Source organism: Reichenbachiella sp. (assembly GCF_039944555.1).
GTDB lineage: Bacteria > Bacteroidota > Bacteroidia > Cytophagales > Cyclobacteriaceae > Reichenbachiella.
On the sequence record NZ_JBDUYN010000007.1, the window covers coordinates 491,471 to 516,660 of the forward strand.

At 38.8% G+C, this 25,190-nt stretch carries 26 protein-coding genes; 11 read left to right on the top strand and 15 right to left on the bottom strand.

Annotation, left to right across the window (positions count from 1 at the left end):
• Positions 1 to 108: 108 nt before the first annotated feature.
• Positions 109 to 1,191: a potassium channel family protein gene (locus ABJD64_RS10665; RefSeq protein ID WP_348178533.1), complete on the top strand. Its 1,083-nt coding sequence runs from the start codon at positions 109 to 111 to the stop codon at positions 1,189 to 1,191.
• A 1-nt stretch (position 1,192) separates the two neighbouring features.
• Complete coding sequence (locus tag ABJD64_RS10670) at positions 1,193 to 1,615, top strand: hypothetical protein (protein WP_348178535.1); 423 nt, start codon at positions 1,193 to 1,195, stop codon at positions 1,613 to 1,615.
• Positions 1,616 to 1,651: 36 nt separating this feature from the next.
• Here the strand turns inward: ABJD64_RS10670 and ABJD64_RS10675 are convergent, their stop codons facing one another.
• Both ABJD64_RS10675 and ABJD64_RS10680 read right to left on the bottom strand, forming a co-directional pair.
• Entirely contained in the window at positions 1,652 to 2,287 is a 636-nt protein-coding gene (locus ABJD64_RS10675; protein WP_348178537.1) for a GPP34 family phosphoprotein, read from the bottom strand.
• 39 nt (positions 2,288 to 2,326) lie between these two features.
• Positions 2,327 to 3,583: a sodium:proton antiporter gene (locus ABJD64_RS10680; RefSeq protein ID WP_348178539.1), complete on the bottom strand. Its 1,257-nt coding sequence runs from the start codon at positions 3,581 to 3,583 to the stop codon at positions 2,327 to 2,329.
• Positions 3,584 to 4,046: 463 nt separating this feature from the next.
• On the opposite strand from ABJD64_RS10680, the gene serA reads away from it, so the two are divergent.
• From serA to ABJD64_RS10695, 3 genes are all read left to right on the top strand, one after another.
• Positions 4,047 to 5,945, top strand: coding sequence for a phosphoglycerate dehydrogenase (serA, locus tag ABJD64_RS10685; protein WP_348178541.1), 1,899 nt, complete (start codon positions 4,047 to 4,049; stop codon positions 5,943 to 5,945).
• A gap of 304 nt (positions 5,946 to 6,249) precedes the next feature.
• On the top strand, positions 6,250 to 7,332 hold the full coding sequence (locus ABJD64_RS10690; RefSeq protein ID WP_348178543.1) for an aminotransferase class V-fold PLP-dependent enzyme: 1,083 nt from the start codon (positions 6,250 to 6,252) through the stop codon (positions 7,330 to 7,332).
• A gap of 71 nt (positions 7,333 to 7,403) precedes the next feature.
• Positions 7,404 to 8,327: a universal stress protein gene (locus tag ABJD64_RS10695; protein ID WP_348178545.1), complete on the top strand. Its 924-nt coding sequence runs from the start codon at positions 7,404 to 7,406 to the stop codon at positions 8,325 to 8,327.
• 13 nt (positions 8,328 to 8,340) lie between these two features.
• On the opposite strand, the gene ABJD64_RS10700 is transcribed toward ABJD64_RS10695, so the two are convergent.
• The gene (locus ABJD64_RS10700) at positions 8,341 to 8,802 is read right to left on the bottom strand and encodes a MarR family transcriptional regulator (protein ID WP_348178547.1); all 462 of its coding nucleotides are present in this window, start codon (positions 8,800 to 8,802) and stop codon (positions 8,341 to 8,343) included.
• A gap of 126 nt (positions 8,803 to 8,928) precedes the next feature.
• On the opposite strand from ABJD64_RS10700, the gene ABJD64_RS10705 reads away from it, so the two are divergent.
• Complete coding sequence (locus ABJD64_RS10705) at positions 8,929 to 9,354, top strand: DoxX family protein (protein WP_348178549.1); 426 nt, start codon at positions 8,929 to 8,931, stop codon at positions 9,352 to 9,354.
• 1 nt (position 9,355) lies between these two features.
• On the opposite strand, the gene ABJD64_RS10710 is transcribed toward ABJD64_RS10705, so the two are convergent.
• From ABJD64_RS10710 to apaG, 3 genes are all read right to left on the bottom strand, one after another.
• A complete protein-coding gene (locus ABJD64_RS10710; RefSeq protein ID WP_348178551.1) occupies positions 9,356 to 10,285 on the bottom strand; it encodes a chromosome segregation protein SMC in 930 nt (309 codons plus the stop codon).
• A gap of 78 nt (positions 10,286 to 10,363) precedes the next feature.
• Complete coding sequence (locus ABJD64_RS10715) at positions 10,364 to 11,152, bottom strand: class I SAM-dependent methyltransferase (protein ID WP_348178553.1); 789 nt, start codon at positions 11,150 to 11,152, stop codon at positions 10,364 to 10,366.
• Between the two features lie 16 nt (positions 11,153 to 11,168).
• Positions 11,169 to 11,555: a Co2+/Mg2+ efflux protein ApaG gene (gene apaG, locus ABJD64_RS10720; protein WP_084370606.1), complete on the bottom strand. Its 387-nt coding sequence runs from the start codon at positions 11,553 to 11,555 to the stop codon at positions 11,169 to 11,171.
• A gap of 80 nt (positions 11,556 to 11,635) precedes the next feature.
• Between apaG and ung the strand changes: the two genes are divergently transcribed.
• A complete protein-coding gene (ung, locus tag ABJD64_RS10725; protein ID WP_348178556.1) occupies positions 11,636 to 12,298 on the top strand; it encodes a uracil-DNA glycosylase in 663 nt (220 codons plus the stop codon).
• A gap of 85 nt (positions 12,299 to 12,383) precedes the next feature.
• On the opposite strand, the gene lepB is transcribed toward ung, so the two are convergent.
• From lepB to ABJD64_RS10760, 7 genes are all read right to left on the bottom strand, one after another.
• Positions 12,384 to 13,478 carry a signal peptidase I gene (gene lepB, locus ABJD64_RS10730; RefSeq protein WP_348178558.1) on the bottom strand — a complete coding sequence of 365 codons (1,095 nt, stop codon included), beginning with the start codon at positions 13,476 to 13,478 and terminating at the stop codon, positions 12,384 to 12,386.
• 41 nt (positions 13,479 to 13,519) lie between these two features.
• Positions 13,520 to 14,233: a 4-hydroxy-tetrahydrodipicolinate reductase gene (gene dapB, locus ABJD64_RS10735; RefSeq protein ID WP_348178560.1), complete on the bottom strand. Its 714-nt coding sequence runs from the start codon at positions 14,231 to 14,233 to the stop codon at positions 13,520 to 13,522.
• Between the two features lie 57 nt (positions 14,234 to 14,290).
• The gene (locus tag ABJD64_RS10740; RefSeq protein WP_348178562.1) at positions 14,291 to 14,887 is read right to left on the bottom strand and encodes a DUF5683 domain-containing protein; all 597 of its coding nucleotides are present in this window, start codon (positions 14,885 to 14,887) and stop codon (positions 14,291 to 14,293) included.
• 7 nt (positions 14,888 to 14,894) lie between these two features.
• The gene (locus ABJD64_RS10745; RefSeq protein WP_348178564.1) at positions 14,895 to 15,812 is read right to left on the bottom strand and encodes a ParB/RepB/Spo0J family partition protein; all 918 of its coding nucleotides are present in this window, start codon (positions 15,810 to 15,812) and stop codon (positions 14,895 to 14,897) included.
• 23 nt (positions 15,813 to 15,835) lie between these two features.
• The gene (locus tag ABJD64_RS10750; RefSeq protein WP_348178566.1) at positions 15,836 to 16,618 is read right to left on the bottom strand and encodes an AAA family ATPase; all 783 of its coding nucleotides are present in this window, start codon (positions 16,616 to 16,618) and stop codon (positions 15,836 to 15,838) included.
• A gap of 188 nt (positions 16,619 to 16,806) precedes the next feature.
• Complete coding sequence (gene yidC / locus ABJD64_RS10755) at positions 16,807 to 18,642, bottom strand: membrane protein insertase YidC (protein ID WP_348178568.1); 1,836 nt, start codon at positions 18,640 to 18,642, stop codon at positions 16,807 to 16,809.
• A 4-nt stretch (positions 18,643 to 18,646) separates the two neighbouring features.
• On the bottom strand, positions 18,647 to 20,281 hold the full coding sequence (locus tag ABJD64_RS10760; RefSeq protein WP_348178570.1) for a CTP synthase: 1,635 nt from the start codon (positions 20,279 to 20,281) through the stop codon (positions 18,647 to 18,649).
• Between the two features lie 203 nt (positions 20,282 to 20,484).
• Between ABJD64_RS10760 and ABJD64_RS10765 the strand changes: the two genes are divergently transcribed.
• Genes ABJD64_RS10765 through ABJD64_RS10780 form a run of 4 tightly spaced genes read left to right on the top strand, consistent with a single transcriptional unit; the run spans position 20,485 to position 23,240 of the window.
• On the top strand, positions 20,485 to 21,024 hold the full coding sequence (locus ABJD64_RS10765) for a sigma-70 family RNA polymerase sigma factor (protein WP_348178572.1): 540 nt from the start codon (positions 20,485 to 20,487) through the stop codon (positions 21,022 to 21,024).
• Between the two features lie 41 nt (positions 21,025 to 21,065).
• Positions 21,066 to 21,611, top strand: a complete 546-nt coding sequence (locus ABJD64_RS10770; protein WP_348178574.1) for a hypothetical protein — start codon at positions 21,066 to 21,068, stop codon at positions 21,609 to 21,611.
• 41 nt (positions 21,612 to 21,652) lie between these two features.
• Positions 21,653 to 22,150, top strand: coding sequence for a hypothetical protein (locus ABJD64_RS10775; protein WP_348178576.1), 498 nt, complete (start codon positions 21,653 to 21,655; stop codon positions 22,148 to 22,150).
• 10 nt (positions 22,151 to 22,160) lie between these two features.
• Positions 22,161 to 23,240 carry a hypothetical protein gene (locus tag ABJD64_RS10780; RefSeq protein ID WP_348178578.1) on the top strand — a complete coding sequence of 360 codons (1,080 nt, stop codon included), beginning with the start codon at positions 22,161 to 22,163 and terminating at the stop codon, positions 23,238 to 23,240.
• A gap of 47 nt (positions 23,241 to 23,287) precedes the next feature.
• Here ABJD64_RS10780 and ABJD64_RS10785 read toward each other — a convergent pair whose 3' ends face one another.
• A complete protein-coding gene (locus ABJD64_RS10785; RefSeq protein ID WP_348178580.1) occupies positions 23,288 to 24,265 on the bottom strand; it encodes an ROK family protein in 978 nt (325 codons plus the stop codon).
• On the bottom strand, positions 24,265 to 25,122 hold the full coding sequence (locus ABJD64_RS10790; RefSeq protein ID WP_348178582.1) for an N-acetylglucosamine kinase: 858 nt from the start codon (positions 25,120 to 25,122) through the stop codon (positions 24,265 to 24,267). The genes ABJD64_RS10785 and ABJD64_RS10790 overlap by 1 nt, the downstream gene beginning before the upstream one ends.
• Positions 25,123 to 25,190: the final 68 nt, after the last annotated feature.

Genomic DNA, 25,190 nt, shown 5'->3' on the forward strand with positions numbered 1-25,190 from the left:
ATTAACTCGCTGATCAGTGTGAAGAATAATCCTCACAAAATTTCTTTAGGATAGCAATTTTGGATATCTTCATTTTTTATAAATTCGTTTATATTTTATTCTTAATTAATGCTAAACGCAAGCGAAAGGAGACGAATAAATCGCTTTATTGGCGGTGCAGTCGTTGGAGTAATAATTTACTTCGCCCTTATTACCTTATTAATAAATTTTGAACAGGATAGTAATCAATCAAGTATTACGAATTACCATCAGGCACTCTGGTATACCATAGCCACGCTAACTACTGTAGGGTATGGAGATATTTATCCTGTAACATTATATGGCAGAGCCATTGGGTTCATTTTCGTACTGATGAGTGTAGGTATCTACGGTTTACTCATTGGACAAATCACAAACTTAATATCAACTTTAAAACAAAATAAAATGTTAGGTTACAACGGTACCGTTTTTGAGCAACACGTTGTCATGATTGGTTGGAGTGACTTTGGGCAGCTCGTGGTAGAACAGCTTATCGGAGCCAACAAAAAGGTGGCGATTGTTACCAATGTCAAAAGTCATATCGAACACATACATGAAAAGTATGACACAGCCAAGGTATTTACATTGTACTCAGATTTTGAGAACACAGACATGCTAAAAAAGGCGAATATTGAACAATCTACTGTGGTCTTTGTCAATTTGGAGGATGATACTGAAAAATTGGTTTTTATACTTAACATGAAAAAGGTATTTGAGAACCTCGAATTCGTAGTAACACTAGAGAATGCAAATCTCAAGAATACTTTTATTAGTGCTGGAGTTACCAATGCCATTTCTCCTCACGACATTTCGTCTAAGATTCTCGCCAGTTATATGTTTGAACCTGATGTGGCCTCCTACACTGAAGATATCATGTCATTTGCTCATACGCCCACTGATTATGACATTAAGCAGTTTTTGGTTACTTATGACAACCCGTACCTTAACAAGGATTATCATGAATCTTTTGATAACATAAAGAAAACATACAATGGTATTCTAATTGGAATGAGTAAAAAGGATAAAACCGGCAAGAGACAACTCCTTAAAAATCCTGAACAGAAGTTTTCTATTAGCCTTGGGGATTATTTAATCATCATTGTTAACGGCAGCTCCTTTCAGATGATACAGAAAGCATTTAATGTGCAAGAAGGGTACTTTAAGGAAAACTAATATGTTCAAAGGCAATTATTTTAATTATTCGTCATTAGTTCTGTTGATGTTGTGCTTTTCGTCGTGCGAAAACAGGGATGTCAATCATGATGACGGTCCTAACTTTAGTGAAATTCATGAGGACATACAATATCATTTTGATCAAGTTGAAATTGATGGTCATGAGTATTTCATATTGGAGAGGGACAGAAATAATCCTCATGAGGGATTTGGTTTTATGGCAATGAAGGCTAATACGTCTATAGATAATCAGGACTCAATAAAGGCCTATCTCAAGACACTGCTCGATGTACAAATCCAGCTGTTAGCTGCTCAGAACAAGACATCTATTAATCAAACTAAAGATGAGGTAAATGAATTATTTGAATTTCACCTGAGCAACAGCAAAACGATAAAGCCACAAAAAGAAAAAGCTGAAGATTAATCCCCAGCTCCTTTATTTTTCAATATTTACCTTGGTCTAAAGCGCCAAGAAATGATCTTTAAGGTCAGCTAACACTGTTTGTGTTTCAGTGTCAATAGCTCCAGAGGTCGTAATATCTTTTGCGACCTTAACCGCATCAATAAGTTCATCTTTTTCTCTGAATACTTCCTCCAAAATTTTGCAATTTGAGATCATTGACATTAAAATGACGATCGCAGGTGTTGGTTTCTGCCCTTTTTGCACTACGGCCTTAAGTGTATCTCTAATCTCTTGCTCAAATGCGTAGTTGGCATTATCCATTCTTTCTGAAACCGGAATCCACAGCAATTTAGTAGATTCTACTTTCAAGATTCCCCTTTGAACCAATAGCTCGATCATATCATCCTGGATAGACTCAAAACTTGGAGCGATTCTCTTCACAGTCTTTGAAACTGAGTCGCCACCTCCGCCAACAGCTTTTAACACATTGTCAAGTACTTTATTCCCAGTACCCGTGGTATCCTTTACAACAATCTTGTTTCCTTCAAATCCAACCCTCTTAATTAACGAAAGTTCCAAAATCAAGATGGACAATAGCCCGTGATCAATAGAATGCTCCGCTGCCGACAACAATCTCCCCTCCTCGTCATCCAATGCAATCAACATCAATCCTTCTGCTAAACTTAGTTTCATCTAACCGTAATTTATTTCCTACTAATTTGATTTCAATTTTTAACTCTTCAATATCTTCTCCATTGTCATACCCTGTACAAGAATAGAAAATACAACAACCGCATAGGTCGCCGCCAATATTATATCTTTGTAAGGAATCTCATCTGACAATGAAAGCGCCAAAGCTACAGAAATTCCTCCTCTTAATCCTCCCCACGTTAGTATAATGATACTTTTATCTTCAAATTTCTTTCCCATCATTTCCATAATCTTAATTGGAATGGACACACCCAGAAATCTCGCAAATAGCACAACAGCAATAGCGATCGGTGCAATCATTAAAAACTCCATCTTAAAGTCCTGGGCGATAATAATTACTTCCAGTCCTATCAGGATAAAGAGTATAGCATTTAAGGCTTCATCGAGCAAATGCCAAAATTTGAATACATATTCTCCAGTGGCTTGAGCCAGGTGTTCACTCCTGCCTTCATTACCAATGAAGAGTCCCATCACAACCATTCCCAAAGGACCAGATACATGAATCAGTTCTGCTATACGTCCACCTACCATAACTAAGGTCAGTGTAACAAGAACTTCTAATTCAACGTGATCATTATCAATGTAATTCAGTAACTTAAAGCCTAAATAGCCGAACCCTGCTCCCAATAACAAACCTCCAGCCACTTCTGTAAGAAACACGCCAGCAACACTCATAGCAGTAATCTCTCCTCCTCCGTGTTCTCCTCCGCCCATAGCTATACCAGATATGGTCAAGAAGATAACAACACCGACACCATCATTGAACAATGATTCCCCCGCTATTTTAATTTCAAGATTTTTATCTAAGCCAAATTCTTTAGTCAAGGCCAATACAGCAATTGGATCAGTAGGTGAAATAAGTGCACCGAATAGCAGACAGTAAATAAACGGCACCTCTACACCTACTAAAGGAAACCCGTACCACATCAATCCTCCAACAATAAATGTAGACATTAAGGTACCCAAGGTTGCTAATACAATGATTGGTAATCTCTCTTGAAGCAGCTTACTCAAATCCACCGACAGTGCACCCGCGAAAAGCAAGAAGTTCAACATGACATTGAGCAATACTTCTTTGAAATCAAATTCTTCAACAATATGGCTAGCACCATTCATTACCGATGGAAAAGCAAAACCTAGCAACACAATTCCCACCGAAGATGCCAGTGCTATTGCCATCAAACCAATCGTAGAAGGTAATTTTAGAAAGGTAATATTAATAAGTGTAAAAGCGGCGGCTAAAAAGATAAGTAAAGTAATAAGGTCTAAAATGCCCATTGGAGGAAAGTTTTAGTTTAAGTAGCTATGAGAAATTTACTTTCAGTTTTCTTCTAATAGTGCAATTATACTATTTGTTAAGAACATCACCAATATACAACAAATAAACTATCTGATTGATCATTATCCCTCAATTTATAGATATTGGATAAAGCGGCAAAATGGCCATGTTGAGACTTTCGAGTATTTTTCCGCTGCTATTTTAATTCATAAAGTCCTAACCAAAGCAACATACAATTTCAAGAAGCGCTAAAAAAGAATATGATTTGGTGAAACGTCATTTTTTTTGAAATTTACTAATGAGGTTTGTCTTTTTTAAATATTTCTCAAAAAATGAATCTAAACATTATAAATTCCTCCATTATTGCAGCTTTATCGGAATATTAAAAATAATTTTGCACTTCACAACCCAAGGTGATATAAAAAGGTTAATACTCATTCATATTATTAGGACAGAGTTAGAATGATAGAAACAGTTACAAAAAATTTTGTGATTGACTTTGATAGCACATTTACCAGTGTAGAAGCACTGGATGTATTGGGGTCAATATCACTAAAGAATCACCCGGAAAAGATTGCTCGATTAAAGAAAATCGCAGACGTTACAGATTTGGCCATGAGTGGTAAACTCTCATTTAGAGAATCACTAAATCAGCGCTTGCAAATTTTGGATGCAAAAGCAGAACATATCCCAATTCTTGTCACAATGCTTAAGAAACTTGTTTCCAAATCATTCAAGAGGAATAAGACCTTTCTAAAGAATCATGCAGATCATGTATACATTCTGTCTAACGGTTTTAAAGAATTCATCTTTCCAATTGTTGAGAAGTACGGCATCAAGGAAGAAAATGTGCACGCTAATACTTTCGTATTTGATGAAGAAGGCAACATTATCGGATTTGATGAAGATAATATACTTTCTCAAAGCAAGGGCAAACCTGCAAAAATTGAAGATCTCAAGATAGACGGAGAAATCCATGTAATCGGAGATGGTTACAATGATTATGAAATCAGGAAAGAAGGTAAGGCAAATCGCTTCTATGCTTTCACGGAGAATGTTGCACGTGAAGACGTTGTGAAAAATGCTGATCACATTGCCCCATCTTTAGACGAAATATTATATCATAATAAAATGGAAGGAGCATTATCATATCCTAAAAACAGAATCAAAGTCTTACTTCTGGAAAACATCCACGATAAAGGCGTTAAAATTGTAAAAGAAGAAGGCTATCAAATTGAAATCTATCCGGCGGGTATTGACGAAGACGATCTTTGCGAAAAGATTAAAGATGTTTCAATTTTGGGAATCCGCTCCAAAACCATGGTTACCAAAAAAGTACTTGAACATGCCAATCGATTAATGGCTGTTGGTGCTTTTTGCATAGGCACCAATCAGATTGACCTGGCAGAATGTACAAAGAGAGGAATAGCGGTCTTCAACGCGCCATTCAGTAATACCCGGTCGGTGGTGGAATTGGCTATTAGTGAAATGATTCTTCTCATCCGAAACTTACCGGATAAAATTTTCTCCATGCATCAGGGCAAATGGGACAAATCGGCTAACGGGAGTTTCGAGATCAGAGGAAAAAAACTAGGTATCATTGGGTATGGTAACATTGGCAAGCAGCTTTCAGTTTTAGCTGAAGCGCTGGGAATGAATGTTTACTATTACGATCTCGATGAAAGGTTAGCCCTTGGAAATGCAACCAAGTGCAAATCACTTAAGGAATTACTTTCAAAGGCAGATGTGGTTTCTCTCCATGTAGACGGCCGGAAAAGTAACACCAATGTCATTGGTAAAAGGGAATTTGGATACATGAAACAAGGTGTAGTATTCATGAACCTTGCCAGAGGTCATGTCGTCGATATTCAAGAGCTCAAAAAGAACATTATCAGCGGAAAAATTATAGGTACCGCAGTCGATGTATTTCCGGAAGAACCACTTAGCAATGCGCATGAATTCGTATCAGAATTGCGAGGATTACCCAATGTAATACTGACACCTCACATTGGAGGAAGTACGCTGGAAGCTCAAGAGAATATTGCAGAATTTGTTCCTACTAAAATCATTGACTATATCAATACGGGTACAACGACCAATAGTGTCAATTTCCCAAATTTGACTCTACCAATTCTGAATGATGCACACAGGTTTATTCATGTGCATCACAATCAGCCAGGCGTGTTGGCACAGATCACTAATACACTGGCCAAACATGACATCAATGTGATGGGACAATATCTCAAAACTACTGACACCGTAGGTTACGTGATTACGGATATCAACAAAGATTACAACAAGGAGGCCATAGCGGACTTGAAAAAAATCGACGGCACTATCCGATTCAGAGTACTTTATTAATAAAAAAGTCTCCTGCCAAAGCGGGAGACTTTTAAATAATCTCTGAATTTAAGGTTTAATTAAACCTATAAATGTAAGGATTTGAGCTATTCAAATGATTCAATCTTCCTCTGTTATCTCCTAAGAGTTCCGACAAGCAGAATGAGGCCCGATTTAGCCACAGAAATCACTCGGTCATTTTTATAACGTTAGTTTAATAAACATTCAAAAACCCAGAGATTTGTCCTACAAATGTATTCATTTTGCGGTAAATAATTGCACCCAATTTTGCCTTTATCACCTGATTTGACAGATTAAAATAAATATGAAAAACATCTTCTTCACCCCTGGCCCTTCTGCTCTTTATTTCACAGTCGAGCAGCATATTAAGGCAGCCTTGAAAGCTAATATTCCATCAATTAGTCATAGAGAAAAAGCATATGTCAAAATGCAACAAGAAACCACCGAGGCACTTAGGGAATTACTAAAATTGCCTGACAGTTTCACGATTGGTTTCACCTCATCGGCTACAGAAGTTTGGGACAGAATGTCTGAAAATTTAATATCCAATCAATCACTTCATTTCGTCAATGGTGCCTTTTCTGAAAAATTCCATAAAGCTGCACTGAGTCAAGGTAAAATGGCCAAGGCAATAGTGGCTACTCCGGGAACCAACCATGATTTGTCTCAGGTGGAAATTGATAAAAATGTTGAATTAGTCAGCCTGACACAGAATGAGACAAGCACGGGTGCTGCATTGCCGGTTGAAGATATAATAACACTACGCCAAAAATATCAAGATCCGTTGTTGGCTATAGATGCTGTCAGCTCTTTGCCTGTACCTAAATTCGATTTTAATCAACTGGATAGTCTCTATTTTTCTGTTCAAAAATCGTTTGGGCTCCCTGCTGGACTTGGTGTGTGGACTTTTAACGAACGATGCATTGAAAGAGCTGAATCACTAAGGGCAGAAGGAAAATATCATGATTCATACAACAGCATTTTGAAAATTGTTAAAATGTCTAAGAAGCATCAAACGACATGTACACCTAACGTACTCAATATTTATCTACTTGGAAAAGTAGTACAGGATATGTTGAATAAAGGTATTAAGCAAATCAGACAGGAAGCCAAATATAAAAGTGCATTATTGTATAATCTATTTGAGTCGCACCCCAGACTCAATCCATTTGTTACTGAAAAAAAATATAGATCAATCACCGTAGGCGTAGCGGAAGTGGAAGGTGGATCTGAAAAACTGATCAGAGCACTAGCAGATAAAGGTTTGAATATCGGTAACGGTTACGGTGAATTCAAAAACAAACATATTAGAATAGCCTCGTTCCCAACGCATTCTAAAGAACAAATAGAAATGCTTGTAGATGAGGTAAATCAGTTGGATTTCTAATTTTTCATTTATCTTTTTGCATTAAATTGAAGGTAAGCAACTAATACTAATACTCGAACACGACGAATCCAATGTATAAATTTGATAAAATACTTGTAGCGCTAGACCATTCTGACATCGATAAAGAATTGATTTACGCCACCTCAACGATTGCTAAACTGGCTGACACAAAGATAGTTAAGTTTATAAATGTAATTAAAGATTTGAATGTTCCTGCTGCGATCAAAAAAGAATTTCCAAATATTATTGATGATGCGTTAGCAGAGCGAAAGAAGGAGATTGAGAGAGAGATTGATAGATATTATACGCACGATAAATCCAAGGTGCAGGTTGAAATTAAATCAGGTCAACCAACTAAAGCCATTCTCAAGTACAGTGCTAGCAAAGATGTAGATTTAATAATAGTAGGTCGTAAGAATGAAAAGCAAGGTGGCGGCGTGATAATTCATCGATTAGCCAGGCGAGCAGCTTGCTCTCTGCTAATTATTCCAAAAGGTTTCAAAAAAACAATAAGTAAAATTTTAGTTCCTGTTGATTTTTCAGAAAATGCTTTGGACGCGGTTAACCAGACCATCGACCTACTCAATATAGATCATTTTCCAAAGCCAAAATTTTACATCCAGCATGTTTACCAGGTCCCGAGTGGATATCACTATACTGGTAAGTCGTTTGAAGAATTTGCGGGAATCATGGAAGAACACGCTAAGAAAGATTACGGAGCATTTATGAAAAAGGCCGATCCCTCTGAACTTGCGATTGAGCCTATTTACACTTTGGATCGCCATGAAGATGTAATCTCTGCAATATACAAAACGGCTAAAAAAATTAAAGCAGGGGCTATCGTTATTGGTGCCAAGGGAATTACTGCGGCAGCCTCGCTATTTATTGGCAGTAGCGCTGAAAAATTGGTGCAACTTCATACCGAAATACCAATTTTAGTAGTTCGATCCAAAGATAAGAAAAAGGGTTTGATCGATATTCTAAGGGGAATATAAGTGCAAGGCAAAGTCAGTCGGGAGTAGTTCCTCTGAATCTGTCCATAAAACTATTGACTTGACAACACTCCTCGTCAGAAAATGAATTTATCTGGTCAAAAAGTTTTTGTAAACTTGAGTCTAATTCGTCCAAGATATTAAGCCCTTCCTTGGTTATGAGAACGTCAACCGCTCTCCTATCCTTCTTATTTGGTATTCGAGATACATATCCCTTTGATACTAATTTGTCAACAATTCTGGAAACATTGGACATACGGTCCAACATTCTCTCAATAATCAAATTTACCGTGCAAACTTCGGGATGTTGTCCCCTCAAAATGCGAAGTACATTATATTGAGCAGTCGTTAAACCATAAGGCTTCCAAATTTTTTGCTGCTGCTCATCCAACCAGTTTCTGGTGTAAATCAAGTTAACCACTGTCTTTTCAAATTCCGATTTGAACTTTTTTTGCTTTATATCCTTATTTAATCCCATATCGATTCAGTCACTTGTAGCTAATGTACATACATTAATAATAACTACTTAAATTTTGAACTGCAAAACAGTTCATCATTATCATTGATTGTATTAACTTATTGTTTGAAACAATTCTACTTGAAAATGACGTTAAAAAATGTAATCAAATACTTACCTAGAGTCATTGCAGCAATTATTCTGCTAGAAACCTTGTTATTTAAGTTCGGAATAGGAGGCGAGGCATTTTTAAATGAGTCTAAGTCTCTCTTTACCAGTCTTACAATGGCAATATTTGGTCATGCAGATTATGAGGCTACTTTTAGAATTGGTACAGGCATATTTGAACTGATCGCATCTATATTGCTCCTATGGCCAAAACATGCTGGACTTGGTGCCTTACTTGGCGTTGGGCTGATGATGGGAGCCATCATATCCCATATTTTCTTTATCGGCATTATTGTAGGCAACGATGGCGGTCAATTGATGGTGATGGCGCTAATTGTACTCATGTGCTGCACCAAAGTAATTTTCGATGAAAAGCAACAATTGCTTGCCTACATCAATAGATGACCTATTTCACTACGAATGAAGCCGTACCCATTTTGTAATCATCTGTGAAAATTTCCAGTTTGTAACTTCCTAAATCATAGTCGCTACCCTTGTTGTAAAAAAAAGTCAACGTCTGGCTATTTCTATCGAATAGAATGTCCTTTTTAATGGTATAAAAACTTTCTCTGCCTTCAAATACAAAGGTACCTGAGCCGGAAGCTACATCAAATATAACATTGCCATCAGGCCCCGTAATTTTAACTAAAATTCCCTTTCCTTCAATGGGCGCCACACGATTCTCTAATATTTGAAATCGAATATTGAGGTGATCGATGTGTCTATTCTTGAACGGAGACTGCCTTTCCTTTCCACTAGAACTGATCGCCAAAATTTGAACATTCTCAACTTTCAACTTAGAGGCCGTAGCCACCTTCTCTTCTAACTGAGCCTTACTTTGGTTAAGGTCTTTAATTGATTCATTTAGCGTATTAGCTTCTACTTTCAACTCTGTGTTTTCACTCATCAAAGAGTCGTTAAGTACCTTCAGCCTTGCAATTTCCACATCTTGAGCCACCAATAGCTCTTTATATCCCTCTACCTTACCCCGTAATTCGGTTATCCGTTTATTCGCATTTTTTCTGAAAGCTTTCTTCTCTTCCTCTAATTGCATTTTGATTTGCAACAGTGTATCAATTTCTCCTCCAAGTTGAGCGATCTTCAATATTCTGGTATCGAGTTCATTGCTCATAGAGTCAAGATCATTGTAAGCCTGATCTAATTGGGCCTGCGTCATTCTATTTTGTTCGGCCAACTCCGACGACTCGATAAACTTATAAATTAAAGCCCCTCCGACTGCAACCAAGAGTAATACCAGGACAACGGTTACAATCCTTTTGTTCTGACCTTTCTCAGGTGTATTTTGTGATTCAGGTATTGAAGATTTATTTTCCATAGGTGAATAGTAGTTGCTGCAAAAATATAAGATAAATAGTGATTAGCAATTCCAATTCAATCGCAATGATCTTGAACGCTAAAACCTTAATACGTAATGTTTATTTGGAGTAGTTCTATTCGCAAATACTATTCCAATATTGTGATTTTCAATAGTCAATTGGTCAGTGGAATTAGCGACAATATTCATCCAAGCCTTACACATCTCTTTAGACCAGTTGATATCATCAATTACAATTGTCCCTTGATGGGAAAGTATTTTTGATGACAGCGCAAAGTATCTAAGTGTTGCCTCATAGGTATGATTCGCATCGATGTAGATCAAATCAAATTTTTCTTTGTTATCCTCTAAATACTTGTCGATGTCAGATTTTACCAGTTTTACATGCGGTGCTTTTAGCTCTATGATATATTTATTTGCCTCTGCAGCCAGTTTATCATTACCCTCAACGGTAACTACCTTCTGTACCCCTTTCGATTGACTCAGGTAAATAGCATTCAAACCAAGCGAGGTTCCAAGCTCTAATACAGTTTTATACTTCATTGTCTCTACAAGATTGACTAGAATTTCTGATTGTCTACGATTGGATATTCCAGACCTTGCTATTTTACTCATTTTTTTGGCATTTGAAGCGGTCATACTTGATCCTGATCCAAGGGTATTCGCCTCTATGCTTCTCCTTTCTCTTTGCAACTTCTTTCTAATTTCTTCAATTGACGGGTCAGCTATTTCTTTTCTCTTCGAGGGGCAAAGTGCCTTGGAGTAAACCTCATATACGAAGGGTGATTGCAGACTATGCTCATCGACGGCTAGTAGCCAATACCTTAAGTATCGAAATATTCGAAAAATAATAATATTGAAGTTCAATAAATTTGGAGTTGCTCTAGTTGAAACGATCCGGAACGACCATTACAAATTCAGGTATTCGAACCTCTATCTTCTTTCCATCGATAATCCTTTCGATTAGATAGGTCCCAATCATTTTACCTAAACCGCTCTTTAGGTTACAACCTGAAACATAAACATGTTCCTGGCCCGGTTCGATTATTGGCTGCTGCCCTACTACCCCCTCTCCTTCGATCTCGCGGTCGCTATAAGCTGCATCTTTAATGTACCAATGGCGAGATTTGAGCTGTACGGTATGCTCACTCTGGTTTTCTATGGTAACCTTGTAGGTAAAGACATAATGAAATTGTCTGGGGCTGGAATACTTCGGTTGGTATTCCGTCTCCACACTTACTTTAATGCCTTTTGTAATTTCTGTTACCATTAAATAAAAACGCTTTCAAATGCTAAATATGATTAGGATTGAGTGTACAAGTAAATCAATTTATTTTATTTTCGAAAATAATGGATGTAAAAATTGAAAAAAGCTGGAAATCTAAACTTCAAGTAGAATTTGAAGCAGAGTATTTTAAAAACCTGACTGTCTTTGTGAAGTCAGAATATCAAGGTGGCAAAGTATTTCCACCACCAAAAAATATATTCAGTGCTTTCGACTTGAGCCCTTTCGAAAATACGCGAGTGGTCATATTAGGGCAAGATCCTTATCATGGAGATGGCCAGGCACATGGCCTCTGCTTTTCGGTACAGGAAGGCACTCGAATGCCTCCTTCTTTGCAAAATATTTTCAAGGAAATAAAGGATGATTTGGGTATTGGCTTGCCAGAGCATGGCTGCCTAAACAGATGGGCTGAACAGGGCGTGCTCTTGCTCAATGCCACGCTTACTGTTAGAGCTCATGAAGCTGGTTCTCATCAAAACAAAGGTTGGGAGCAGTTTACAGATGCGGTGATACAGGTGTTGTCTAAGGAAAAGGAAAACCTAGTTTTTCTACTTTGGGGTGCCTATGCGCAACGCAAAGGTGAGCTAATAGATCAATCTAAGCATTTTGTATTGTCTTCGGCCCATCCATCTCCATTTGCTGCTCATAGAGGTTTTTTCGGTAATAAGCACTTCAGCAAAGCCAACGCCTATTTGCGTGAAAAAGGATTGAAAGAAATTGAGTGGTGAAACGAATTCAAGATTTAGAATTCAAGGCTCAATCACTTTAAGTCAATTGATAATTTTGAGTTTTAAATTCTAATTCTTGAATATACTAGTCAATCCCATTGAATAGTCTCGACCATCTAATTTTGCTAAAGAAGCTCTCATTCGGATCAATCGACATCCAGATAAAAGAAGCTTCTCCTACTACATGATCTCCGGGAACAAAGCCCCAAAACCTTGAGTCAGCCGAGTTGTCACGGTTATCACCCATCATGAAATAATAGTCTTGTTTAAAAGTATAGCTTGTAGCCTTCTGTCCATCAATCAAAAGCTCTGTTTCCTTCAGGTCAATGTTCTCAATACCTTCGTAGTTTCGGATAGTAGTACCATACATAGCTACATTGTCTTCCGTTAGCTCAATGGTCATACCTTCTTCAGGTATTATCAATGGTCCAAAAAAATCTTTGTTCCATTCAAACCGTTGTGCATTTGGGAATATTCCAGGCATTACATAGCCTTCAGGATGTTTAGCTCGAATAACTTCACGAATAAAATCCAAATTTTCAAACTTCTCCGCATCTTGCGGACGAGCATGAATTTCATAATAGTCATTTTTTGCACTACGAGTGTAATCCCAAACCCCATTCTTTTTAAAAACACGATCATTGATAGTGACATCGGTTACTAAGATATATGCAAACTGCATGTCTTCAGGGTTCTTACCTTTTTCACCATTCACGTAAACTTGTGAATCTCTTACTTCTAAAGTATCACCTCCAATTGCTACACACCTTTTTATGTAATGAGTTTTCAAATCAGTAGGATGCTGAAATTCTGGCGGATAATTGAATACAACTACATCGTTTCTTTCCACATCTCCAAAACCAGGGAACCTGAACTGAGGCAATTGAATCGCGTCGGTATAGGACGGTATATTTGTGCCCCAAATTTTGGCATGGGTCAATGGAAATTGTAATGGAGTCTTGGGCGTTCTAGGTCCATAATTGATCTTGCTTACAAATAAAAAATCACCCACCAACAACGAATTCTCCATTGACGGAGTAGGAATTGTAAACGCTTCCATAAATGCCCATCGAATCAATGTGGCAGCGACTACTGCAAAGACAATTGCGTCAACCCACTCTTTTACAGGTCCTTTCTTTACTTCCTCTTTCTTTTTTGTCTTAAAAAAATTCCAGTTCATAGTTGATTTAATTTCGGCAAAGATATGATTTAATATGAATCCTAAAAATTTAGTAAATCGTCCATTGAGTAGACTCCTACTTTACCTACCATAAACTCAGCAGCTCGAACCGCGCCTTGTGCAAATCCCTCACGGCTATGTGCGACATGGCTGATTTTGATAGTATCTACTTCAGAACTATAAGTGACATCATGAGTTCCAGGAACACTGTCTACTCTTTCGGAAATAATCTCCAGTTCTTTTGGGTTATCTGAAGGTTTATTAACCCAATTGGATTTGGCTTCATTGTTTGCAATCAACCCTTCCGCAAGCGTGATCGCTGTTCCGCTAGGCGCGTCCAATTTCTGAGTGTGGTGAATTTCTAACATAGAGCTGTCATATCCCAGGCCATTCATCATTTTAGCAAGCTGCTCATTTAACTTGAAGAATATATTAACCCCTAAGCTGTAGTTTGAAGCGTAGAAGAATCCAGTTCCCTGTTGATTACACAAATCAACTACTTCACTGTAGTGTTCTAACCAGCCTGTACTTCCCGACACGACAGGTACTTTATTGGTCAGGCAGCTTTTAATATTATCTAAGGCAGATTCGGGCGCTGTAAATTCAATCACAACGTCTGTATTTTCAGGAGTAATCTCACCGATCTCCTCCGTATTGTCGATGTTGACAATTTTTGAAATGGTGTGTCCACTATCCAAAAGTATCTTTTCAATGGCTTGACCCATTTTTCCGTACCCTACCAATCCTACTTTCATTGATTATAATTTTAATTTTTTAACGATTGATTAGTCTCAGCCTTTCCGCTTTTATTACTATTTATTCAGTCTAAAAACCAAAGACATACCAACATTTTGGGTAAAATATTGTTCTCTAGGATGATACGACGGCTGAATAGCCAGATCATCATTAATATTAAACTCTATCAAATGAGCAGAAACGTGAGCATCAACTATTTGCACCAAATAATAGACAACACCCATGATGATCATAAAGTCTCTATTACGCTTGAATCGCTCTGCGTTCAACTGAAGTGCCTGTTGTGAGAACTGTGGAAATGGATTGTCGGTATCATTATCTCCATCCGTTTCAGCTATATAAGCATTGCGGAAAGCGTTATAAAAATCATTGTTATACTTAATGAAATGACCTATTACTATCGCCCCTCCATACAGTATAGGTAACTTCCAATACTGCTTGTTGTACATCTGTCCCAATCCCGGGAGTACGGCGGCAAAGAGCGCTGCCTTGTCCGGATCAAGTGTAGACTTACTTTGAAAAGTCTCTATGCCTGACAGATCTGAAATAACAGTCGTTGAATCGTTGTCAGCACGAATAATAGTTTCATTCTGAGCTAAAGCCAAATTCGAGGCTATCAAGCATCCGATCAGTACAATTAACGATGATTTCACTCTTTATTTAAGCGTCAATGATTTCCAAAATACGATTCAGTTCCGTGACAGAAGTGAAGGGTATTTTGATTTCTCCTTTGTTGTTATCTTTCGAGGCAATCTTGATTTTTGTCCCGAAGTGCGAAGATAACTTGTCTTGAACACTTAATATCTCTTTGTTCTCTTCTTTTTGGTTTTCGACTACTTGTGGTTCATCGGGAAAGGATGCCTGTTTCACCAACGCTTCTACTTTTCTTACAGAAAGGTCTTCGTTCAGTATCTTCTTTAGCAAATCGAGCTGATAAGAGGTCTCTTCTACATTGATCAAAGCCCTTGCGTGCCCCATAGAAATTCGTCCGTCCCTTACGGCAGCTTGAACATCGGGTGGTAACTTCAACAAACGCAGATAATTGTTGACTGTAGATCTTTTCTTCCCCACTCTGTCTCCCAACTGTTCCTGCTTAAGATCGCATTCGGAGAGTAGTCTTTGATAGCTCAAAGCTACTTCCATGGCGTTAAGATCCTGACGCTGAATGTTTTCAATGAGCGCCATTTCAAGCATCTGCTGATCGTCAGCCGTTCTAACATAGGCAGGCACCTTACTTAGCCCAGCCAATTTACTCGCTTGAAACCTTCTTTCTCCAGATATGAGCTGGAAAGAATTGTTATTAAGCTTTCTTACTGTAATAGGTTGAATGATACCCTGTACTTTTATTGAATCAGAAAGCTCTTGCAATGCCTCCTGATCGAAATCTGTTCTCGGCTGAAAGGGATTGACCTCGATTTGATCTAAACTTATTTCAGATATACTACCGGCAGATGCACTTCTTTCACGCAGCGGTTTTTTTGCCAATACGCTATCTCCCCCTCCCGAACTATCATCATTCAAAAGAGCCCCTAGCCCTCTTCCCAATGCATTCCTCCTATTCACTTTCTTTTGGCTCATCTAGTAATTAGTTAATTTTTCTGTTAGGCCATTTCAGCCAATTGCTCATTGTTGGCTACAATTTCATTAGCTAAGTTCAAATAGCTGATAGCTCCTTTGCTTTCTGCATCATGTGATATAGCTGGTAAACCAAAACTTGGGGATTCACTTAGCTTAATATTTCTCGGAATCAGGGTATCAAAAACCATGGACTTAAAATGCGTGGTAACTTCTTCCACCACTTGATTCGACAACCTCAATCTCATGTCATACATGGTCAAAAGAATACCTTCTATTTCCAGATCAGGGTTTAATCTGGACTGGATGATCTTAATGGTATTCAACAATTTGCCTAGTCCCTCTAACGCAAAATATTCACACTGAACTGGAATAATCACTGAATCTGAAGCAGTCAAAGCATTAACCGTGATCAAACCTAAGGAAGGTGAACAATCGATGATGATAAAATCATAGTCATTTCTGATTCCCTCCAATGCAGTTCGCATCTTCATCTCGCGTTCTTCATAATTTACTAATTCTACTTCAGCACCCACCAAATCAATATGAGATGGTAATAAATCCAAATAATCTATATCAGACTTAATAATGCAATCGTAAGGATCAATGGCGTCCACCATGCACTCATATATACCAGCCTTTATTTGTTTGGGATCTTCCCCAATACCTGACGTAGAGTTAGCCTGTGGATCAGCATCTACGAGAAGTGTTTTGTACTCCAGTGCTGCCAAACTTGCTGCCAGATTGATAGATGTAGTGGTCTTGCCCACGCCACCTTTTTGATTTGCAATTGAGATGATCTTACCCATAAAGCTCGTTGTCAGATTAAATGAAAATTGTCAATGGGTCGATAATAACACATGATCGACTATGGCAAATATAAATTTCGTTTCCACATTTATTCCATTTGTCTATGGAAACTTCTCCACATCGAAATGTTGATAAATAGCTAAACGCCTGAAAACAAAAAAGTCCCGCTATTTGCGAGACTTTAAATTTACTTCTTTTTCTTGCCTTTCTTCCGCTGTTCTTCACCTGCTTTCATTGCTTCTTCCAGCTTGAGCTGAAATTTGGATTTCTTCTTGTTGGCGTTCTTTTTTCGGTTTTCTTCCATCACCTTTAGAATCTTGTCCTCGTCTACAAACTTTCTAAACACTGCCATTTGTCCAAAAGAAACGATATTCGACACAAAGTAGTAGAACGTCAATCCGGCGGAAAAACTATTTAGAAAGAAAAGGAACATGAACGGCATCATATATTGCATGGACTTCATTGGCCCTTGCATCTGTGAGTTCATCTGGCTATTGGACCAAGTATACAATAAGGTAGAAGCCGTCATCAACAGACAGAACATACTGACATGGTCGCCATAAAAGGGTATCGTAAAAGGCAAGTTCAATACATTGTCATAGGTCGACAAATCCTCTGCCCAGAGAAAGGCTTGTTGCCTCAATTCTATGGAATTTGGAAAGAAATTGAACATAGCAAGTAAGAATGGAAACTGCAATAATACGGGGATACACCCACTTAATGGATTGATGCCCGCCTTACGATAGAGCTCCATGGTCTCCTGCTGAGACTTTTGCATATCTCCATCATGTTTTTCTTTTATAGCATCCATTTCAGGTTTTAATACCTTCATTTTTGCCATGGACATATGAGACTTGTAGGTCAACGGTGCCAGGATCAATCTTATCACAAATACCAAGATGATAATAATGACCCCATAGTTGGAGATTACATTTTCTAACAGATTGAATATTGGGATAATCAAGAACTTATTTACAGCTCTGAAGATAAACCAACCCAGATCTACGTTCTGTTCAAAACCATCAACTACCTTTTTCTGAACTGTATAATCATTTGGGCCAAAATAGTACTCAAACTTGCCCATACCCGTTTTTAAATCACCAATTGGCAGAGTTAATACTGCTGTACCTGATTTTACCGTACTGCTATCTGATGTATCTACAAAGGTGCTGAGCGTAGCTTTTGAAATCTTATTTTCAGCTATTAGCGCACTGGCAAAAAATCGCTGCTTGAATGCAAACCACTTGAGTCCCTGCTCAATAGTCTCCGATTCTGCGCCTTCCCCTACTCCAAGGTCATCAAAGTCGCCACCTATCGGTTGATAGTTAATTGTTGTTTTAGCTCTTGATTCCTTGAGTGTGTGCTCGACATTTTTCATGTTGTCCACCCAAGTCAGTTGGGCATCCTGATTGTCAATGATGCCATCCATACCCACAAGGTTGATCTCATACCTCAGTTGAAAGCCAGTCCCTCCCAATGTGTACTTGTGTTCCAAATATCTTCCGCCATCGACGGCTATTTGAAAACTGACTTGCAAAGAGTCTGTGCCTGTAACCTCAAGCTTTCTATAGTCAGCCCTATAGTAAAGTTCAGAAACATTAATCGGTTTGTAATTGCTGATAAGCATTAAGTCCGACTTACTGCTATTTCTATCTATTAGAACCAGTGGTTCTTTAGAGTAAGTCAAATAATCCTTCAGCTCTACCCGCTTAACTATTCCTCCCAGGCTTGATAGTGTGATTTTTACAGACTCGTTTTCGATATTGATCTCCTCAGCTTCCCCTATAGCGAACGGTGCAAATACTCCATAACGCTCTTTGTGAATAGCTGAGGTCAGCGAATCGTCTGCTGCTACCACAACATCCGAAGCTAGACTGGTCTGCTGCGTTGATTCAGCAGGTGCTGTAGTTTCAATGGTCTCTTGTTCCACAGGTTGCTCCGGTACTTCGGGAGCAAAAAATTGAAAATAAATGGTCATCAATGCAAGCATCAAGACCAAACCTGTGATTTGGTTTTTATCCATCTAATTAATTATTGTTTTCTGATAAATTATCTTTTTTGTATGTCAAAGCTGCTTTTACGAACTTGACAAATAAAGGATGAGGGTTAAGTACGGTACTTTTCAACTCAGGGTGAAATTGCACACCCAAAAACCAACGATGGTCTTTGAGCTCTATGATTTCCACCAAATCTGTTTTTGGGTTTCTTCCTGAGGCAATCATACCATGTTCTTCAAAGTCTTTGAGATAGGCATTGTTGAACTCATATCTGTGTCTGTGACGTTCCTGAATCTTTGCCTGGCCGTAAACATTGTATGCCTTAGTTCCTTTTTGCACTTGACATTCATAGGCTCCTAATCGCATGGTACCACCCATTTCAGTAATATTCTTCTGATCTTCCATGATATCAATCACTGGATGTTTCAGCTTTTCTACCATTTCTTTTGAATTGGCATCTTTGAGCTTCAGGACGTTTCTGGCGAATTCGATACTGGCACATTGCATACCTAGACAAATTCCGAAAAACGGAATGTCTTGCTCTCTTGCAATTCTGATAGATTCGATTTTACCTTCTATGCCGCGCTCACCAAATCCGGGAGCAACTAGCAAACCGTCTGCTCCCTCCAATTGTTTAGCAGCGTTATCTACTGTTACATCTTCGGATGACAACCACTTCACCTTGACTTTGCATTCATTTTCTGCGCCTGCATGAACAAAGGCTTCAGAAATTGATTTATACGCGTCCTGTAGCTCTACATACTTGCCAACCACGATGATTTTAATTTCCGCAATTGGGTTTTTGAGTTTTCCTAAAAAAGTTTTCCAATGCTCAAGGCCTGGCTCCTTTTTGTAAGAAAAGCGCATACGTGAGAGCACCCTTTCATCAAGCTTTTCCTTTCTCATCAGCAAAGGCACATCGTATATGGTGTCCGCATCCTGCGCTTCAATCACACAATTCACAGGTACGTTACAAAACAATGCAATTTTCTTTCTAAGATCTACACTCAGTTTGTGCTCACTTCTGCAAACCAAAATATCAGGTTGAACTCCTGCCTCAAGCAGTTGCTTGACCGAATGCTGAGTAGGTTTGGTTTTTAACTCACCAGCTGCCTTTAGATATGGCACAAGAGTGAGATGAATATTAATCGCGTGATTGGGTCCCAGTTCGAAGCGGGCTTGTCTCATCGCCTCGATAAATGGCAAAGATTCAATATCACCCACACAACCACCTACTTCAGTGATTACAAAGTCGTATTTTTCAGTTTTACCTAATCGGTAAATACTTTCCTTAATTTCATCAGTAATGTGAGGAACCACCTGAACTGTTTTTCCAAGAAATTCACCCTCACGCTCCTTTTTGATAACATTGTAATAAATCCGTCCCGTCGTTACGTTGTTGGCCTGAGAAGTGGGTTCATTCAAAAATCTTTCGTAGTGACCCAGGTCAAGGTCAGTTTCAGCACCATCATCTGTGACATAGCATTCTCCATGTTCGTAGGGATTAAGTGTTCCCGGATCTACGTTGATGTAGGGGTCCAATTTTTGAATAGTCACTGAAAACCCTCTGGCTTGCAATAACTTACCTAAAGATGCTGAAATGATTCCTTTACCAAGAGAAGAGGTAACCCCGCCCGTAACGAAAATGTATTTTGTAGATGTCATTTGATGTGTATTCGAAACTTTTGTTACGGGGCTCAAAGTTATGTCATTCGACTCAATAATCTCTGGACAGTCTGGATATTATTTTGAGAAGTGAAGGAAAAACAGGAAGTTTGATTAAATCAGGTTGTTAGCCAAACCAAATTTAATAAATTGGATTTAAACCTTTGTAAGCTCAGCGCATCTAAGATGCAAATTGCACTACTTTGACTGATCAGGAATTAATAGAAAAACTCAGTAATGAGGAAAGTCGCAACCACGGCTTCAATTTGTTGGTGCGAGAGTATCAGGAACGGATTTATTGGCACATTCGAAAAATGGTCATTGATCACGATGACTCGGATGATATCGTTCAGGATGTTTTTGTGAAGGTTTGGAAGAATTTAGACAAGTTCAGAAAGGACTCTAGTCTGTATACTTGGATATATAGAATTGCCACCAACGAGTGTTTGAACTTTCTCAGAAAGAAAAGAAATAAGTTCTTTCTCCCTATCAACGATGTAGCCAATGAGCTGTCTGATAAATTAGACAACAGTTCTCATATCAGTGGTGAAGAGATACAGATGAAGCTGCAAAAGGCCTTATTAAAGCTGCCTGATAAACAGCGTCTGGTATTCAACATGAAGTACTTTGACGAAATGAAATTTGAAGAAATATCAAAAATTACCAAGACCAGTGTCGGTGCGCTAAAGGCAAGCTATCACCTGGCGGTAAAAAAGATCGAACAAAACATAAACCCTGATTAAACCATTGACCCTTAAAAACATCTAAGATGTAGACGTGAAAAATGAGTAAGCGAAAAATCGATATAGAATCATTAAAGAAAGGAAACGTTCACCAGATTCCCGACGGGTATTTTGATGAATTGCCTCTGAAAATTCAATCCAGAATTGATGAACGCATTTCGATTGAAGCCATTAAGAAAGAAAGCATTCATCAGGTTCCAGAACAGTATTTCGAAGAATTACCGCTAAAAATTCAGACAAAAATCAACGAACAAAAAGATACTGCTCCTGTCTTTGTTGGTAGAATGCAACTGGCCTGGATAATGACCGCTGCGATGTCAATATTTATTATCGGATGGTTGTTCTACCCCACCGGAACCGACGAATTAACGCCTGATCAAATATTAGCCAGCATACAGTCCGAGGACTTGATCGAGTACCTGTATGAAGAAAATATCAGTACAGAAGACATCTTAGCTTCGATAGACGAGGGCTTCCTTTTAGATGAAATGGGTGCTTTGGAATCGGAAATGATTGATGATGAATTATCGGATGAGGAACTGGAATCCATCTATTTAGAAATGGATTATTCAACGGAAATAATGTAAAGCGCTTACTTAAAGTAAAAGCCATGAATATATTTGTAATAATGAAAAGAATACTATTTGCGATACTGCTGGTTGGACTCAGCCATACGCTCCTGGCTCAAAATGATAAGGCCAGGCAAAAGATTGAGTCGGCCAAGATAGCGCTCATCAGCGAACGGCTGGGATTGAGCCCTGCAGATGCGCAGCAGTTTTGGCCTATATATAACGAGTACAGCAAAAAACGTCGTGATAACCACCTGGAGTTTGCCAAAGCACGAAAGAATTTTAATCCTGAAACTGCGACTGAGCAGGAAACTCAGAATATGCTAAAGCTCGGGCGAGAGGTGAAAGAAAAGCAGCTCAACCTTGAAAGGGAATATTCGGATAGAATGCTGAAAGTGCTCGATTCGAAACAGTTGATGTCCTTACAAAATGCGGAACGGGATTTTAAGAAGATGCTGCTCAATAGGCTGGACCAGCGAAGAGCGCAGCAGCAAAATTCAAATGAACAGCTCAGAAGACAAAATAATGAACGGATGAGAAACAAACGAAACAACTAAACACCAGTATTTGCACCTATTTACTTTAACCATATTTAGTACCGTTTTGGTATGGCTTTTGGCCATGCCCATAAAATCTATTGCTCAAACTAACTTACAAGAAGAACTGGACGCTTTGAACGCAGAATTGGATTCCATATTTGCCAATCAGGCAGATTCAAGTTCTTTATTCTCTCTAATCGATGAGCTCTTAAAGCCACAACCCAGACAATCTGAAATACAGTTTCGCTTTGGCTACTCCAGCAGAGTAACGTCCGCAGGGCGGGATTTTGGAATAGATCAGCAGGGACTTACTCCAGGTATGACATTTTATCACCATTCAGGTATTTATGCAGATGCTACAGGCTTCTGGAATAGTGAGTTAGATCCTAGGTACAACCTGACCGTGCTGACACTCGGTTACATCGGGAAAATAAAGAGAAAAACCACCTATAGCTTTGCATACGATCACTCATTCTACACCGAAAAAGATGAAAGCCAAACGCTCACCAATTCACTTAGTGGATCAATTACGCAAGATTTTAAATACCTCTACACCGGTTTGGACTATTCTTACTCCTTTGGTTCTGAGACGGCACATCGCTTGATCTGGAATGTAACGGGAAATTTGAGTACCAAAGGCTTTGGTCCTATTAAACGAATCACATTCCTTCCGTCCGTAGCCGTGCTGTTCGGTAATCAAAACATCACCACACAATACACCCGAACCAGTCATCTCACCAGGTTTCAAAGTTCTGATGACCTCGAACTACGTGTATTTGCCAGTAGGTTGCGTAATGCAGGGTTTGAAAATACAACAGCTGCTTTTCTGATTGGACTGAGAGATACTGTAAATGCCGGAGAAGAACTCAACGACTTTCAGACTGCTGCTTATGACTACCTGTTCTTGTCGGAATCAGGTGAAGACAAATTTAGCCTAATGAACTACTATCTTACCCTACCGATATTGTTTGAGACCAAACATTTGAATGTTTATGTCAGCTATAACTACAATATCCCTAGAAATATAGCGGGTGCTGAATATGAATTCGAGTCCAATGGCTATTTTGGCTTCACGGCTACTTATAGCTTGCCTATAAAAAGAAGATAGATTAATATAAGTTTAACCTTATTACAATTTGCCTTCAGCTCATCTCATTAGGCAGGCACTACTTTCTGATTTTTAATATCCTCCAGAATTAAGCTGGCAGCTCCTATGATTGGCGTGTGCGTGCTATCAAGTTCGGATGGCAAAATTTTGATTTTCCCTTGAAATATGTGAAGAAGGTTCTTTTCAAAATGCTTAATGGTTGGTTTGAAGATCAAATCTCCAGCTTTTGCTAATCCGCCCATAATAAAAATGGCCTCAGGGCTGGTGTGCCCTACGGCATCAGCCAATTTGGCGCCTAGCACCTTTCCGGTATAGTCGAATGCTTCCTTGGCTACCTTATCGCCGTTGAGCGCGGCATCTGCTACCATTTTGGTATTTAGTTCATCGAAACTATATCGTTTCAATTCACTATCCATATGGTGGTCAGCCAGCAGTTTGTATACTGTCCTTTTCAAGCCTGTAGCCGATACATAGGTTTCCAGACAACCTTTCTTTCCGCATTTACACAATCGGCCACCGCCAATTTTGTAAGCAATATGACCAAGTTCGCCAGCATGACCGTCATGTCCCTGAATCAGTTCTCCATTGGCTACAAAGCCAGACCCAAGACCAGTACCTAGCGTGATGGCAATAAAATCACGCATTCCTTTGGCTCCACCAAACATCATTTCACCCATGGCAGCGGCATTGGCATCGTTGGTCAATTTTGTTGGAATATTAAATTGCTTTTCAAGCATATCTGCCAACGGAATGGTTCCGGACCAGGGCAAATTAGGAGCATCTTCTATGGTACCTTTTCTATAATTACCATTGGGAGCACCAATACCAACTCCAAGCAATTCTACACTCTCGCCTATATCATCCACTGCACGCTTGACAGCCGTCGTCAACTCGCCAATATATCCCTCAATATCGGGATTGTCTGTTGCTATACTGCTATGCATGAGTACCTTACCGCTGGTATCTACCAAGCCGAATTTTGTACTTGTACCTCCTATATCTATTCCAACTATTAATTCAAGCATTATTTCGTGGTGAAGTGTTTGTTAATATGATATTGCACCAATTGTTCGATTGGTTCTTTGATGATTTTGCCAAGTTCAATCTCTTTCTCTACCAGAATTTCTTTCAAAATATCTTCAAAAAAATAGGGTATAGAGCCAACGAAATGAACCGCATGATTCTTATGATCCGGAAAACATTCTAAATATATTTCCACATATTTTCTAATTCCATCTTTCAGCATGACCCGAAAGAAAGGATGGTCTTTGTGTTTGTGAATAAACTGAGCAAATAAGGCCAGATAAACATTTGCAAAAGGTTTCATGTAAACATTTTGCAAGATATCGTGGATATCCAGACTGTAGGTCTCTTCAAAGTCTGCTGCGATTTCATCCGGAAGCTGCTTTCGCAAAAAGGACTGCAAGAGAATTTTTCCAAAATATGCCCCACTTCCTTCATCACCCAGTACATAGTCTATACCAGGCACTTCCTGCCTTACGATGTCACCGTCAAAAAAACAGGAATTGGCACCGGTTCCCATGAGACAAGTAAAATTAGGCGTACCTTCATAGGTCGCAAAGGCAGCCGCTACGATATCATGGTTGACATAAATATGGGACTTTATAAATACCTGAGCCAGAGCCCTTTGTACAATATTTTGTAGTTTTTTACTTGAACAACCACTTCCATAGAAAAAGACAACTTCTATCTCTTCTATATATTTCAGTAGGTCCCCAAGTGAACGTATGGAAATTTCGATAATATCTTCGGTATGAAAATATGGGTTGATCCCACTTGAGCTCAATGTCAGCACTTTCCTATTGTCCTGAATGAGTTCCCAGTCGCACTTTGATGATCCACTCGTCCCGATGAGTATCATAATATCTATTACTTAAATTTCGAAATTAAACGTATTATATTCATTGTCCGATTTTCTTAGGAGAAAAT